15 protein-coding genes are annotated in these 13,299 nt (G+C 63.7%); 9 read left to right on the top strand and 6 right to left on the bottom strand.

The genetic code is table 11. The features are described 5' to 3' along the window. The first annotated feature begins 11 nt into the window (after positions 1-11). Genes AC07NR_RS25900 through AC07NR_RS25875 form a run of 6 tightly spaced genes read left to right on the top strand, consistent with a single transcriptional unit; the run spans position 12 to position 4,387 of the window. Positions 12-320 carry a hypothetical protein gene (locus tag AC07NR_RS25900; protein WP_225739982.1) on the top strand — a complete coding sequence of 103 codons (309 nt, stop codon included), beginning with the start codon at positions 12-14 and terminating at the stop codon, positions 318-320. Further along, on the top strand, positions 317-883 hold the full coding sequence (locus AC07NR_RS25895) for a DUF6162 family protein (protein ID WP_495079755.1): 567 nt from the start codon (positions 317-319) through the stop codon (positions 881-883). Before AC07NR_RS25900 ends, AC07NR_RS25895 begins: the two co-directional genes overlap by 4 nt. A gap of 35 nt (positions 884-918) precedes the next feature. Further along, a complete protein-coding gene (locus tag AC07NR_RS25890) occupies positions 919-1,848 on the top strand; it encodes a metal ABC transporter substrate-binding protein (RefSeq protein ID WP_248740240.1) in 930 nt (309 codons plus the stop codon). Then, entirely contained in the window at positions 1,845-2,588 is a 744-nt protein-coding gene (locus tag AC07NR_RS25885) for a metal ABC transporter ATP-binding protein (protein WP_248740239.1), read from the top strand. Before AC07NR_RS25890 ends, AC07NR_RS25885 begins: the two co-directional genes overlap by 4 nt. Beyond that, positions 2,588-3,487 carry a metal ABC transporter permease gene (locus AC07NR_RS25880; RefSeq protein WP_114884478.1) on the top strand — a complete coding sequence of 300 codons (900 nt, stop codon included), beginning with the start codon at positions 2,588-2,590 and terminating at the stop codon, positions 3,485-3,487. The genes AC07NR_RS25885 and AC07NR_RS25880 overlap by 1 nt, the downstream gene beginning before the upstream one ends. Then, a complete protein-coding gene (locus AC07NR_RS25875) occupies positions 3,488-4,387 on the top strand; it encodes a metal ABC transporter substrate-binding protein (RefSeq protein WP_495079754.1) in 900 nt (299 codons plus the stop codon). It abuts the gene before it with no gap. Positions 4,388-4,458: 71 nt separating this feature from the next. Here the strand turns inward: AC07NR_RS25875 and AC07NR_RS25870 are convergent, their stop codons facing one another. From AC07NR_RS25870 to AC07NR_RS25850, 5 genes are all read right to left on the bottom strand, one after another. Continuing rightward, the gene (locus AC07NR_RS25870) at positions 4,459-4,683 is read right to left on the bottom strand and encodes an MbtH family protein (RefSeq protein ID WP_011335246.1); all 225 of its coding nucleotides are present in this window, start codon (positions 4,681-4,683) and stop codon (positions 4,459-4,461) included. 83 nt (positions 4,684-4,766) lie between these two features. Then, the gene (locus AC07NR_RS25865; protein ID WP_495079753.1) at positions 4,767-6,179 is read right to left on the bottom strand and encodes an aspartate aminotransferase family protein; all 1,413 of its coding nucleotides are present in this window, start codon (positions 6,177-6,179) and stop codon (positions 4,767-4,769) included. A gap of 143 nt (positions 6,180-6,322) precedes the next feature. Next, the gene (locus AC07NR_RS25860) at positions 6,323-6,808 is read right to left on the bottom strand and encodes a GNAT family N-acetyltransferase (RefSeq protein ID WP_248740235.1); all 486 of its coding nucleotides are present in this window, start codon (positions 6,806-6,808) and stop codon (positions 6,323-6,325) included. 101 nt (positions 6,809-6,909) lie between these two features. After that, positions 6,910-8,232 carry an ATP-binding protein gene (locus AC07NR_RS25855; RefSeq protein ID WP_085710707.1) on the bottom strand — a complete coding sequence of 441 codons (1,323 nt, stop codon included), beginning with the start codon at positions 8,230-8,232 and terminating at the stop codon, positions 6,910-6,912. After that, positions 8,232-8,912, bottom strand: a complete 681-nt coding sequence (locus AC07NR_RS25850) for a response regulator (protein WP_114884486.1) — start codon at positions 8,910-8,912, stop codon at positions 8,232-8,234. The genes AC07NR_RS25855 and AC07NR_RS25850 overlap by 1 nt, the downstream gene beginning before the upstream one ends. Positions 8,913-9,065: 153 nt before the next feature. Here AC07NR_RS25850 and dsbD point away from each other — a divergent pair, with 153 nt between their 5' ends. From dsbD to dsbG, 3 genes are read left to right on the top strand one after another with little or no spacing between them, the layout of a single operon-like run. After that, complete coding sequence (gene dsbD, locus AC07NR_RS25845; protein ID WP_495079752.1) at positions 9,066-10,799, top strand: protein-disulfide reductase DsbD; 1,734 nt, start codon at positions 9,066-9,068, stop codon at positions 10,797-10,799. After that, positions 10,799-11,674: a TlpA disulfide reductase family protein gene (locus AC07NR_RS25840; protein WP_134827631.1), complete on the top strand. Its 876-nt coding sequence runs from the start codon at positions 10,799-10,801 to the stop codon at positions 11,672-11,674. The genes dsbD and AC07NR_RS25840 overlap by 1 nt, the downstream gene beginning before the upstream one ends. Continuing rightward, positions 11,650-12,420, top strand: coding sequence for a thiol:disulfide interchange protein DsbG (gene dsbG, locus AC07NR_RS25835; RefSeq protein WP_423203996.1), 771 nt, complete (start codon positions 11,650-11,652; stop codon positions 12,418-12,420). Before AC07NR_RS25840 ends, dsbG begins: the two co-directional genes overlap by 25 nt. Positions 12,421-12,473: 53 nt before the next feature. Here the strand turns inward: dsbG and AC07NR_RS25830 are convergent, their stop codons facing one another. Beyond that, positions 12,474-13,289 (bottom strand): alpha/beta fold hydrolase, encoded by an 816-nt coding sequence (locus tag AC07NR_RS25830; RefSeq protein ID WP_495079751.1) that lies wholly within the window; start codon positions 13,287-13,289, stop codon positions 12,474-12,476. Positions 13,290-13,299 lie beyond the last annotated feature (10 nt).

Here is a 13,299-nt window from a genome sequence, read left to right as displayed (position 1 = left end):
TCCACCCGATCATGAACGCTGCCTTGCTGGCACTGTGTGCCGGTTTCAGCGCCAGCGCCCTGGCCCACAACCCGATGTGCGAGTGCAAGGCCATCGATGCCGAGCAGATCAAATGCACCGGCGGTTTCTCCGACGGCAGCGGCGCGCCGGGGGTGACCCTCGACGTGATCGGTTACGACGAGACCATCCTGGTACCGGGCAAGCTCGGCGCCGATTCGACCCTGACCTTCAAGAAACCCGGCGCCGAGTTCTACGTGCTGTTCGACGCCGGCCCCGGCCATGTGGTCGAAATCGACCAAGCGGATATCGAAGCCCCATGACCACGCCGACCACTCAAATCGTGCGCCCCGCAGGCGCCGGCCATGAAACCCTGAATGTGCTGCTGATGTGCCTGCTGATCCTCGCGGTCGCCGGTTCCGTGGTGGCGTGGCGCGGTGTTTCCCACGAACCGGAGCCGGTTTCCAGCCATCAGCTCGACGCCCGCCGCGACCTCAGCGCCAGCGAGCAAGGCATCTACGCCGACCTGCGGGTGACCCTCGACGAAATCCACCTGTTGCGTGAGGAACAGCAAGCGCTGCCAACCCCGCAGAACCTGGCGGATGAAGGTTTCGCGCCGTTCGCTCAGGACGCCAGTTCGGTGAGCCGTGGCGGCCATGCCTGGCAATTGCTGGCCAATGCCGCCTACTTCGGCCACAGCCAGGCACCGGCTGTGGCCGGTTCGTTTCTGATGCGCCTGAACGACGCCGCGCCGGACATATGGCTCAACCGCGCTGCCGATCTGCAAACGCCGACAGACCTGTCCGACGCGGCACTGACCGCAGCCGGATGGAAACAGATCGTCGCGCAATTCGATGCCGGGGTGACCCGCGAACATCGTCATTGAACCCTCGCCTTCATTCGAGAGAAGACCGCTTGCCCATGCCTAGTTCATCTCAACGCCGCCCCTTCCTGCGCCTGCTGCTGATCGGCCTGTGCGCCTGCCTGCTGAGCCCGCTGGCCAGCGCCGATCCGGCCAAGCGCCTGCGCATCGGCATCACCCTGCACCCTTATTACAGCTATGTGGCGAACATCGTCGGCGACAAGGCCGATGTCGTGCCGCTGATTCCTGCCGGCTTCAATCCGCACGCCTACGAGCCGCGCGCCGAAGACATCAAACGCATCAGCGGGCTGGACGTGATCGTGCTCAACGGCGTCGGCCATGACGACTTCGCCGACCGCATGATCGCCGCCAGCGAAACGCCGGGCATCAAGACCATCGAAGCCAACGAAAACGTGCCGCTGCTGGCCGCCACCGGAGTCGCCGCGCGCGGTGCCGGCAAAGTGGTGAACCCGCACACCTTCCTGTCGATCAGCGCCTCGATTGCCCAGGTCAACAACATCGCCCGGGAACTGGGCAAGCTCGACCCGGACAACGCCAGGACCTACACGCAGAACGCCCGCGCCTACGGCAAGCGTCTGCGGCAAATGCGCGCCGACGCCCTGGCCAAACTGACCCAGGCGCCAAACGCCGAACTGCGGGTTGCCACCGTTCACGCGGCTTACGACTACCTGCTGCGCGAGTTCGGCCTGGAAGTGACGGCGGTGGTCGAGCCGGCCCACGGCATCGAGCCGAGCCCGAGTCAGTTGAAGAAAACCATCGATCAACTGCGGGAACTGGACGTGAAGGTGATCTTCTCCGAGATGGATTTCCCGTCCACCTACGTCGAAACCATTCAGCGCGAATCCGGGGTGAAGCTGTATCCGCTGTCGCACATTTCCTACGGCGAATACACCGCCGACAAGTACGAAAAGGAAATGACCGGCAACCTCAACACCGTGGTTCGGGCGATTCAGGAGTCCGGCGCATGACGGCACAGGAAAACCTCTCGATCGTCAGCAGTGGCCCGACCCTGGAATTTGCCGAGGTCAGCCTGACACTGGGGCGCACCACGATTCTGGACAAGGTCAGCTTCCAGGTGCAGCCCGGTCACGTGCATGCGCTGGTCGGCCCCAACGGCGGCGGCAAGAGTTCGCTGATCAAGACCCTGCTCGGGCAAATGCCCCATCAGGGCCGGCTCAGCCTGCAATGGCCCGGCGAGCCCGGCACCATCGGCTATGTGCCGCAGGCGCTGGAATTCGACCGGGGCCTGCCGATGACCGTCGACGACTTCATGGCTGCCATGTGCCAGCGCCGCCCGGCGTTTCTCGGCCTGAGCAAACGCTACGCCGGCGCCATCGGTGAGGCACTGGAGCGAGTCGGCATGCAGGACAAGCGCAAGCGCCGGATGGGCGCGCTGTCCGGTGGTGAACGCCAACGGGTGCTGCTCGCCCAAGGCCTGATCCCGGCCCCGCAACTGTTGGTGCTGGATGAGCCGATGTCGGCCCTCGACGAAGCCGGGATCCAGGTGTTCGAACGCCTGCTCGGCGACTGGCGCGCGGCGGGCATCACCGTGCTGTGGATCGAACACGACCTGGAAGCCGTCGGGCGTCTGGCCAACCGCGTCACCGGCCTCAACCGCCGGGTGCTGTTCGACGCCACGCCGCAACAGGCGCTGACCCCGGAACGCCTGCTGACCCTGTTCTCGACCCATCCACGGAGCGCTGCCTGATGAGTTACGAAGCCTTTCGTTTGATGGTGCAGGGCTGGGCTTCGTCCGGTTACCTGCCGGAAGCCCTGGCCTACGGTTTTGTGGTCAACGCGCTGCTTGCCGGCTTGCTGATCGGCCCTGTGCTCGGCGGTCTCGGTACGCTGGTGGTGGTCAAGCGCTTCGCGTTCTTCTCCGAGGCAGTCGGTCACGCGGCGCTGACCGGCGTGGCCATCGGCATTCTGCTCGGCGAGCCCTACACCGGGCCGTACGGCAGCCTGTTCGGCTACTGCCTGCTGTTCGGCATTCTGCTCAATTACCTGCGTAACCGTACCGGTCTGGCCCCGGACACCCTGATCGGCGTGTTCCTGTCGGTGTCCCTGGCGCTGGGTGCCAGCCTGCTGCTGATCCTCGCAGGCAAGATCAACGTGCACATTCTGGAAAACGTACTGTTCGGCTCGGTGCTGACGGTCAATGGCAATGATCTGGCGGTGCTGGCCATCGTCGGTTCGCTGGTGATGGCGCTGGCGTTGCCGCTGTACAACCGCATCATGCTCGCCAGTTTTAACCCGCAACTGGCGGCGGTGCGCGGCGTCGCGGTGAAGACCCTGGATTACCTGTTCGTGATTCTGGTGACGCTGATTACCGTCGCGGCGGTGAAAGTCATCGGCGCGATTCTGGTCGGGGCCCTGCTGGTGATTCCAGCGGCGGCCGCGCGTTTGCTCAGCCAGTCGCTCAAGGGCTTTTTCTGGTGCTCGGTGCTGATCGCCACGGTCAGCACGCTGTGCGGGATTCTCGCGCCCATCGTCTTCGACCTGCCGATTCCGTCCGGCGCCGCGATCATCCTCGTTGCCGGTATCGGCTTCGCCCTCGCCGCCATTGCCCGGGGCGTCGTCCCCAGTCTGAAAGGGAACCTTGGATAAATGTCATTTTCATTGCGACAACTTGCCCTGGCCATCGCCCTCAGCGGCGCTGTCTCCAGCCCATTGCTGGCCGCCGAAAAACCCGTGCGCGTGCTGGCCTCGCTGCCGATCACCTATGGTTTGGGTGAAGTGCTGCTCAAGGGCACCGACATCAGCCTCGAACGCGCGGCACCGGCGAACCTGCCGGGCAGCCGTCAGTCCGCGTACTTCACCGGGCGCGGCGCCCCGGAGCTGAGCAAGCTGGCCACCGGCGCCGACGCGGTGATCGGCGTGCGCTCGCTGTGGGCCGATGATCCGCTGTACCCGATGGCCCGACGCAGCAACATCCGCATCGTCGAAGTCGATGCCGCCCGCCCGGTGGACGGCGCCCTGCCCGGCATTGCCGTACAACCGGGGCTGAAAGTCGACGGCCTGAACAGCCAGCCATGGCTGGCCAGCAACAACATGGGACGCATGGCGGACGTGATGGCGGCGGATCTGGTGCGTCTGGCGCCGAAGGACAAACCGAAGATCGAGGCCAACCTGGCGGAGCTGAAACAGCGCCTGCTGAAACTCAGTGCCGACAGCGAGGCGCGTCTGGCCAGTGCCGACAATTTGAGCGTGGTGAGCCTGAGCGATCATTTCGGCTATCTGATCGGCAGCCTGAATCTGGAGTTGATCGGACAGGATCCGAGGCCGGATGCCGAATGGACACCGGAAGATCTTAAAAAATTGACTGCCACGCTCAAGGACTACGACGTGGCGGTAGTGCTGCACCATCGGCAGCCGTCGGACGCGGTGAAAGCGGCGATTGCCGAGTCGGGCAGTCATCTGCTGGTGCTGAGCACCGATGCGGCGGATCCGGTGGCTGAGCTGGAAGGGAATGTGGATGCGCTGCTCAAGGGTTTGAGCGGCGCGTAACACCGAACCTCCGGACATGAAAAAACCCGCTAACTGTTTCCAGTCCAGCGGGTTTCTTTTTAGCCGGCGACTTACTGTGCAGCCGCTTGCGCTTCCATCTTCTGGCGCAGGCTCAGCGGACGCATATCGGTCCAGACTTCTTCGATGTAGGCCAGGCATTCTTTCTTCAGGCCGCTCTTGCCTACGGTGCGCCAGCCTTCCGGGATGGCCTTGTAATCCGGCCAGATCGAGTACTGCTCTTCGTGGTTGACCACGACCTGAAAGAGGATGTCCTCGCGGTCGAATACTGACGTCATGCTGTGTCTCCATCGTTGTAGGGGTGGGCTGCACGGTGGGTGCAGCCGGGTATGTAGAAGGAACGTTCGGCGCGGCGAAAAATTTACAGGGCGGCGGTCGCGGCGCTCAGCGCACGACCGAAGATCTCGGCGACGCGGTCGACTTCAGCGGCGGTGATCACCAGCGGCGGCAGGAATCGCACCACCGCACCATGGCGTCCGCCCAGCTCCAGGATCAGCCCGCGCTTGAGGCATTCGCGCTGCACCAGCGGCGCCAGGCGCGCAAACGCAGGTGGATGACCCAGTGCATCCGGTGCACCGTCCGGATCCACCAGCTCGACACCGAGCATCAGGCCGCGACCGCGAATGTCACCCAGTTGCGGGAAGTCACGCTGCAGGATGTGCAGGTGCTCGCTCAGGCGTTCGCCCATGGCCGCCGCGTGATCGCAGACCTTGTGCTCGACCAGGTAACGCATCACCGCGGAGCCGGCGGCCATCGCCATCTGATTGCCACGGAAGGTGCCGGCGTGGGCGCCCGGTTGCCAGGTGTCGAGCCAGTCGCGATAGACCACCACCGCCAGCGGCAGGCTGCCGCCGATGGCCTTGGACAGCACCACCACGTCCGGGGTGATGCCGGCGTGCTCGAAGGCGAACATTTTGCCGGTGCGGGCGAAGCCGCTCTGGATCTCATCGACGATCAGCGCGACGCCGGCCTTTTCGGTGATGCGACGCAGACCGCGCAGCCACTCGATGTCCGCCGGGATCACCCCGCCCTCGCCCTGCACTGCCTCGACGATCACCGCCGCCGGCAGTTGCACACCGGCCTCCGGGTCGTTGAGCAGGTTTTCCAGGTAACTCAGATTGGCCTTCACGCCCGCCGCGCCACCGAGACCAAACGGGCAACGGTAGTCATACGGGAACGGCATGAACTGCACGCCGTTGCTGAGCAGTGCGCCCAACGGTTTTTTCGGCCCCAGGCTGCCCATCAGGCTCAACGCGCCCTGGCTCATGCCGTGGTAACCGCCGGAGAACGACAGCACGGTGCTGCGGCCAGTGGCGGTACGTACCAGTTTCAACGCGGCTTCCACCGCGTCGGTGCCGGTCGGGCCGCAGAACTGGATTTTTGCCTGAGAAGCCAACTCTGGTGGCAACAGGCCGAACAGATCCTGAACGAATTGATCCTTCACCGGCGTGGTCAGGTCGAGGGTGTGCAGCGGCAACTCATCGGCCAGCACTTGCTGGATGGCCTCGATCACCACCGGGTGGTTGTGCCCCAGCGCCAGGGTGCCGGCACCGGCCAGGCAATCGATGAAGGTGCGGCCTTCAACGTCCTCGACATACAGCCCCTTGGCACGCTTCAGCGCCAGGGGAATGCGTCGCGGATAGCTGCGGGCATTGGATTCCTGCTGGCTCTGACGGGCCAGCAGCGGCGATTCATTGAACTGATACAGCGTTTCCGCCGGCGCGGAGGCGATCCGGGCCGACGACTCTTCGATAAGGCTGGTGGCGACTGACATCTCTCGACCCCTCAATTCGCTATGGATAGTGACCAAAACTGCACACCGCACAGGTGCGCGTTCCGGTCCCGGGGCGCACATGCAGGTTTTCCTGTTCTGGAAACGCACCAGCACGTCGAGGATTTACACCCTTGAGCGAGTTGTCATGCCGACAGCGGCAGCGACTTGTGCATCGGCAGGCTGCGCATGCCGTGGCGGATGAGCGGCGGCGCCGATTCGCGATAACCCAGACGCCGATAAAAGGCTTCCCCGGTGCGGGTGCTGGTGAGCACGGAACGGGCGCTGCCGCGAGTCAGCAGCCAGCCTTCAAGGTCAGTCATCAGCGCCCGGCCGACGCCCCGGCGAAACCATTCCGGCTGCACATGACAAAGGGTGACATCGCCGTCGGCCAACGCCATGCCGACACCCACCGGTCGGCCCTGCATCAGGGCAATGTTCAGATAGCGCTGTGGATCGGCGAGCCAGGCGCTGATGTGCTCCGGCGATTGCTGGCGGACCCAGAGATCGACAAGGTGGGGGTCATTACGATGGTCCAGTGCGCAACCGACGCGGATCGAACGCTCGACGATGCGGCTGATGATACCGGCATCGGCCGCAGTGGCCGGGCAAATGTAGATGGATGCATCCATGGCGCTGTTTCCCTCAATCCATTGAGTCAAAGGCTGGGGCGACAATAGCGGCGCGCCCGGCGAATGACCAATGGAGAGAGGTTACATTTGATGTGCCGGGCTCAGGCCGGTTGCAGCGGCATGGTCAGTTCGACCCGCAAGCCATCCGGGCGACTGTCGAAATGCAGGGTGCAGGCACAGCGCTGGACAATCGCCTGGACAATCGCCAGCCCGAGCCCGCAACCGGTGCTCTGGCCGTTGCGCCAGAAGCGTTGGGTCAGGTGTTGCAGATCGTCCGGTGCAATCCCCGGCCCATGATCGCGAACGACGAAGCGCACGCGGTTGCCGATGGTTTCGAGGCTCAGCTCCACGGCCCCCTCGGTCGGGGTATGGCGCAGGGCGTTATCGAGCAGGTTGCGCAAGGCCGCGATCGACAACACCGCCGGCATTTGCAGCGGTGCGCTGGACAGTTTTTCGGGCAGATGCAGTTTGATCCGCTGCCGCTCATCGCTGGCAGAGTCCTGAATCGCCAGTCTTGCCACTTGCTCGGCGCTGCACTGCACTCCGTCGTCGAACGACAGGCTGCCCTCTACCCGGGCCAGCAACAGCAATTGTTCGAGGGTGCGGTGCAGGCGGTCGGCGCCTTCCTCGGCCCGGGCCAGGGACTGGTCGCGGGCGCTGCCGTCGGTCATGCGCGCCACTTGCAGGTGGGTCTTGATCGCCGTCAGCGGGCTGCGCAGTTCATGGGCGGCGTCACCAGTGAGACGACGTTCGCGCTCGATGGTCTTGCCGATGCGCTGGAACAGTTGGTTCTGGGTTTCAAGCAGCGGTTTCAGTTCGCTGGGGAATGACTGCAACTGCAACGGTTCGAGGGAGTCGGCGTTGCGGCGCATCAAGGCTTCGCGCAAGCGATTGAGCGGCGCCAGGCCCTGGCCGATCCCCAGCCACAGCAAGCACAGACAGCCGAGCAGCGCCACTCCTACCGGCACCGAGGCGGCCAGCAGGATCGACATGTTCAGGGCTTCGCGCTCGATCACCCGGTCGGCGGTGGTAATGCGCACGTCGCCCCGGGCCAACGTGAAAGTGCGCCAGGGCGCGCCGTCGATCATCTGGTCGTGGAAGCCCATTTTCTGCGCCTCCAGTGCCTGTTCCGGGTTGTTGTGGCTGCGGGCGAGGATTTCGCCGCGCAACGAGCTGACCTGACAGGCCATGCCACCGGGAATGTTCAGTTGTTCGGCACTGAAATGGGTGCCCTCGCCCTTGCTCGGGATCGCCGGCAATTGCTCCAGCAACCCGGCGACCATGCGCGCCGAGGCCACCAGCCGCTGGTCGAGGGAAAACATCATCTGGTTGCGCAGGTCGCTGAGCATCCAGGCAGCCGCCAGGGCCCAGATCAGCGCGAATGCGGCGCCGAGGGTCAGGCTCAGGCGCAGGCGCAGACTCATCACTTGTCAGGTTCTCCACCATCGGCCGGGCCCAGGCGATAGCCCAGACCACGCACGGTTTCGACGATGCCTTTGCCCAGTTTGCTGCGCAGGTGGTGGATGTGCACGTTGAGGGCGTTGCTCTCCAGTTCATCGCTGAAACCGTAGACGCTGTCTTTCAATTGCTCGGTGGACAGCACCCGGCCACGGTTGTGCAGCAGGGCTTGCAGCAGGGATTGTTCGCGACGGGACAAATCCACCGAACGGCCGGCCAACGTGGTTTCGCGGCTGCTCGGGTCGTAGGTCAGCGCGCCGTGCTCGATCAGGTTGACGCTGCGCCCGGCCACCCGGCGCAACAGGGTTTGCAGACGGGCGAACAGTTCACGCAGGTCGAACGGCTTGAGCAGGTAATCGTCGGCGCCGGACTGCAGGCCGTCGACCCGGTCAGTCACCGAGTCTCGCGCAGTGAGGATCAACACCGGAATTTCCAGGCCCTGCTGACGCAGTTGCTGCAGCAGTTTGAGGCCGTCTTCGTCCGGCAATCCGAGGTCGAGCACCATCACGTCAAATTCGGCGACCTTGAGGATCGCCCGGGCCTTGGAGGCGGTGTTGACGTGTTCGACCGTCAAGCCCTGGGCCGTCAGCCCGGCGACGATGCCGCTGGCGATCAACTCATCGTCTTCGCAAACCAGTACGTGCATGGTGAGTCCCGTAGAAAAATGCCGATTAGGCGGTTGGCCGATTAAGCTGACATTATGCCCCGAACGCCACAGCGACAAGGGTGCCGCGGTTAATCATCGGTTAATCGCCGCCGCCCATTGTGCTCATCACTTGCACAGGGACAAGGCTCCTCCATGCGTCATATTTTTTTGCTGTTTGCACTGTTGATTTCGGGTCTGGCCCAGGCAGGGAACGATCCTTTTGCGACAAAACCGGAATTTCTCCCGGTCGACAAGGCCTTCGTCCTGACGTCCGAACGTCTGGACTCCGGCGAAACTCAACTGTTCTGGCAGATCACCGACGGTTACTACCTGTATCAGAAACGCCTGAAATTCGACGGACTGGCGGCGGAAAACGCTCCGGCGCTGCCCGAAGGCGAATCCCACAGCGACGAATATTTTGGTGAGCAACAGGTCTATCGCCAGGGTCTTGAACTGAAAATCCCGGCAGCAGCCAAGGGCCAGATCAAGGTCAGTTATCAGGGCTGCGCCGATGCCGGCCTGTGCTATCCGCCGCAGACCCGCGTGATCGATCTCGGTGGCAAAGCGGCCGCTGCGGCGAACGATGAGGCGCAGGATCAAGCGTTGGCCAGCGGCTTGCAACAGCACTCGCTGGGCTGGAGCCTGCTGGTGTTCTTCGGGCTCGGCCTATTGCTGGCCTTTGCGCCATGTTCGTTGCCAATGCTGCCGATTCTGGCGGGCATGGTAGTCGGCAGCGGTGCCACGCCGCGTCGCGGTTTCGCGCTGGCCAGCAGCTATGTGGTTTGCATGGCGCTGGTTTATGCGGCAATGGGCGTGATCGCCGCGCTGCTGGGGGCGAACCTTCAGGCATGGTTGCAAAACCCGTGGCTGCTCGGAACGTTCGCGGCGGTGTTCGTGATTCTGGCGCTGCCGATGTTCGGCTTCTTTGAACTGCAACTGCCGGTGGCCGTACGTGATCGGCTGGAGCACGCCTCGCGCAGTCGCAGCGGCGGCAGCCTGGTCGGTGCGGGTGTACTGGGCGCGCTGTCCGGCCTGCTCGTCGGCCCGTGCATGACCGCACCGCTGGCCGGTGCCCTGCTCTACATCGCGCAAAGCGGCAATGCCCTGCACGGCGGCTTGATTCTGTTTGCCCTCGGTATCGGCATCGGCATCCCGCTGTTGGTACTGGTGACGGTCGGCAATCGATTCCTGCCGAAACCCGGTGCGTGGATGAACTTGCTCAAGGGCGTGTTCGGCTTCCTGTTCCTCGGCACGGCGGTGTTGATGCTGCGTCCGGTGCTGGACTCGTCGCTGTGGCTCGCACTGTGCGGCGCGCTGCTGCTGATCGCGGCCTACAGCGCCTGGAAACAGTCCGAAGGCTTCGGCCGGGTCGCCCAGTTGTTCGGCGCCAGCTCGCTGTTGCTGGGACTGTGGGGCAGTTTGCTGGTGGTGGGTGCAGCGGGCGGTAGCGATGATCCATTCCAGCCGTTGCAGGTCTACAGCGCCGGACGCACCGGCACGGCGGCACCGAACGGTCACGAAGCGTTCATTACGATCAAGGATCCAGCGGCCCTGCAACGCGAACTCGACACCGCCAAGGCTCAGGGCCAGTGGGTGTTGCTCGATTACTACGCCGACTGGTGCACGTCGTGCAAAGTCATGGAGAAAAAGGTGTTTGGCCAGGCGCGGGTGATGCAGGCCCTGAGCGATGTGCATTTGCTGCGTCTCGACGTCACCGATGACAATGCCGCCAGCCGCGAGTTGCTCGGCCGCTACAAGGTGCCGGGGCCACCGAGTTTTGTGTGGATCGGCACCGACGGTGAAGAGCGCCGCAGCCAGCGCATCACCGGCGAGGTCGATGCCGATACCTTCCTGCAACGCTGGACCACCACCCGAGACGCCCGTTAATGCTGACCTTCACCCTCGGCACCTTTGCCATTGCGCTCAACCACCTGCTGCTGATCAGCGCCCTGGCGCTGGCAACATTCGTCGGCTGGCGGGTGGCAAAACGCGGTGGCGATAACCCCGAGTCGGCGCTGTTCAGCCTGTTTCTGCTGGGCATGCTCGCGGCGCGCATCGCGTTTGTCGCCGTGTACTGGGGTCACTATCGCAACGATCCGTGGCAGATCATCGACCTGCGCGATGGCGGCTTTCTCGCCTGGCCGGGGGTGATCGTGCTGTTGCTGGCGGCGCTGTATCGCGGCTGGCGTCGGCCGGGTTTGCGTCGACCGCTGGGTTTCGGCGTGGCCAGCGGTGTGGCGTTCTGGGTGCTGGCGACCCTGTCGCTGAACATCTATGAGCAAGGCACACGACTGCCGGACATCACCCTGCGCAACGCCGCCGGGGAAACCGTGAAACTCGCCGATTATCAGGGCGGCCCGCTGGTGATCAACCTGTGGGCCACCTGGTGCCCGCCGTGCCGCCGGGAAATGCCCGTATTGGAAAACGCCCAGCAGCAACGCCCGGACCTGACGTTCCTGTTCGTCAACCAGGCCGAAAGCATGCAAAGCGTCGCGACCTTCCTCGAAACCCAGGGCTTGAGCCTGAACAACGTGCTGTTCGACCGCAGCGGTCATCTGGGTCAGGCCGTGGGTTCCATGGCATTGCCGACTACGCTGTTCTATAGCCCTGACGGCCAATTGCTGGCCAGCCATCTGGGCGAGTTGTCGAACGCCAGTCTGGCCCGAGCCCTGGAAAACTTCGACACCCCGAATCCGACTACAAACGCCGCACCGGCCACCTCTGCAAGGAAACTGCCATGCCCCGCCTCCGCCACCTGCTGACGCTGTCTCTGGGCGCCGCCCTGCTGCACTTGCCGTCGGTGCAGGCCGCTGACGAATTGCCTGATGCGATCAAGAAAATCGAAGCCAAGGGCGCGAAAATCGTCGGCCAGTTCGATGCACCCGACGGACTGCGCGGTTATGCCGCGCAATACCAGAACCGTGGCATGGCGCTGTACCTGACGCCGGACGGCAAGCATGTGCTGCTGGGCAACCTGTACGACGCCGACGGCAACGACCTGAGCAGCGCACCGCTGCAAAAACTGGTGTACGCACCGATGGCCAAGGAAGTCTGGGCCAAGTTCGAGGCGAGCAACTGGATTCAGGACGGCAAAAAGGACGCACCGCGCACGGTGTACCTGTTCAGCGACCCGAACTGCCAGTACTGCAACATGTTCTGGGAACAGGCTCGCCCTTGGGTCAAGGCCGGCAAGGTGCAGTTGCGGCACATCATGGTCGGCATCATCCGCGAGGACAGCCCGGCCAAATCCGCCGCGCTGCTGGCGGCCAAGGACCCGGCCAAGGCCCTGGACGATCACGAGAAAGCCGGCAAGTCCAGCACCCTCAAGGCCATGAAAGATATACCGGCCGCCGTGCAGACCAAACTCGCAGCGAATATGCAGTTGATGGAAGACCTGGAATTGCAGGCCACCCCGGCAATCTTCTACATGGACGACAAGGGTGAACTGCAACAACAGCAAGGCGCACCGACGCCGGACAAGCTGGCGAAGATTCTCGGGCCGATGTAACGCTTGATATGCAGGCGCCCGAACGGGCGCCTGCTCGCGAAGAGAGATTCGCTCTAGCGGTTGCGCTCGTTCAGAAAAGTAAACAACACCTCCGTCACAAACCCGGGATTCTCCAGATTGGAGATATGCCCCGCCTCCGGCACCAGCACACACGGGCAGCCGATCAGTTCGGCCATTTCCTGTGCTTCCGACGGTGGACGGGGTTTGTCCTGATCGCCGCAAACCACAAGCGTGGTGGTGGCATTCAGCTCGCCCAGACGCGGCAGCAGATCGTCGCGTCCAAAGGTGATGCGCCCCATCGGCACGATGCTTTGACGCAGGCATTCGGCGGAATAGCCGACGAGTTTTGCGCGGAAATCCTGATACAGCGCCGATTCTCGATCAATGCCCGGACGGAAGAAGATCGGCACCACGATATCCAGCAGTTGCTCGGAGATCCCGCCGCTTTCCTCGATCTGTTTGAACAGCGAGAAGTAATACTGGCGGGTCGGCTCCGGCTCTACACCGACATAGGTGTCCATCAGCACCAGACCGTTGAGCCGCTGCGGTGCCGACAGCGCCAGACGCACGCCCCACATGCCGCCGACCGACAGCCCCACCAGCGTCACCCGGTCGATCTCCAGATGATTGAGCAAGGCCAGTGCCTGACGTGCGATGTCATCCAGTGATGTGGTGTTTTCAGGCAAGCGCCCGGATTCACCGTGGCCCCAGAGATCCAGCGCAATCACCCGATAGTGCGGCGACAACGCGGCAATCTGCGGTCCCCACATGGTCTGGTCCCACAGGTAGCTGCCGGCCAGCAGCACCGCCGGGCCTGTGCCTTGATCAATGTAATGAAGCGCTTGTCCGTCCACCGTGAAGAAAGGCATCGACTACCCC

The sequence above is a fragment of the Pseudomonas sp. GW821-FHT09C09 genome (assembly GCF_059418105.1).
This window is presented reverse-complemented; position numbering and strand designations above follow the sequence as displayed.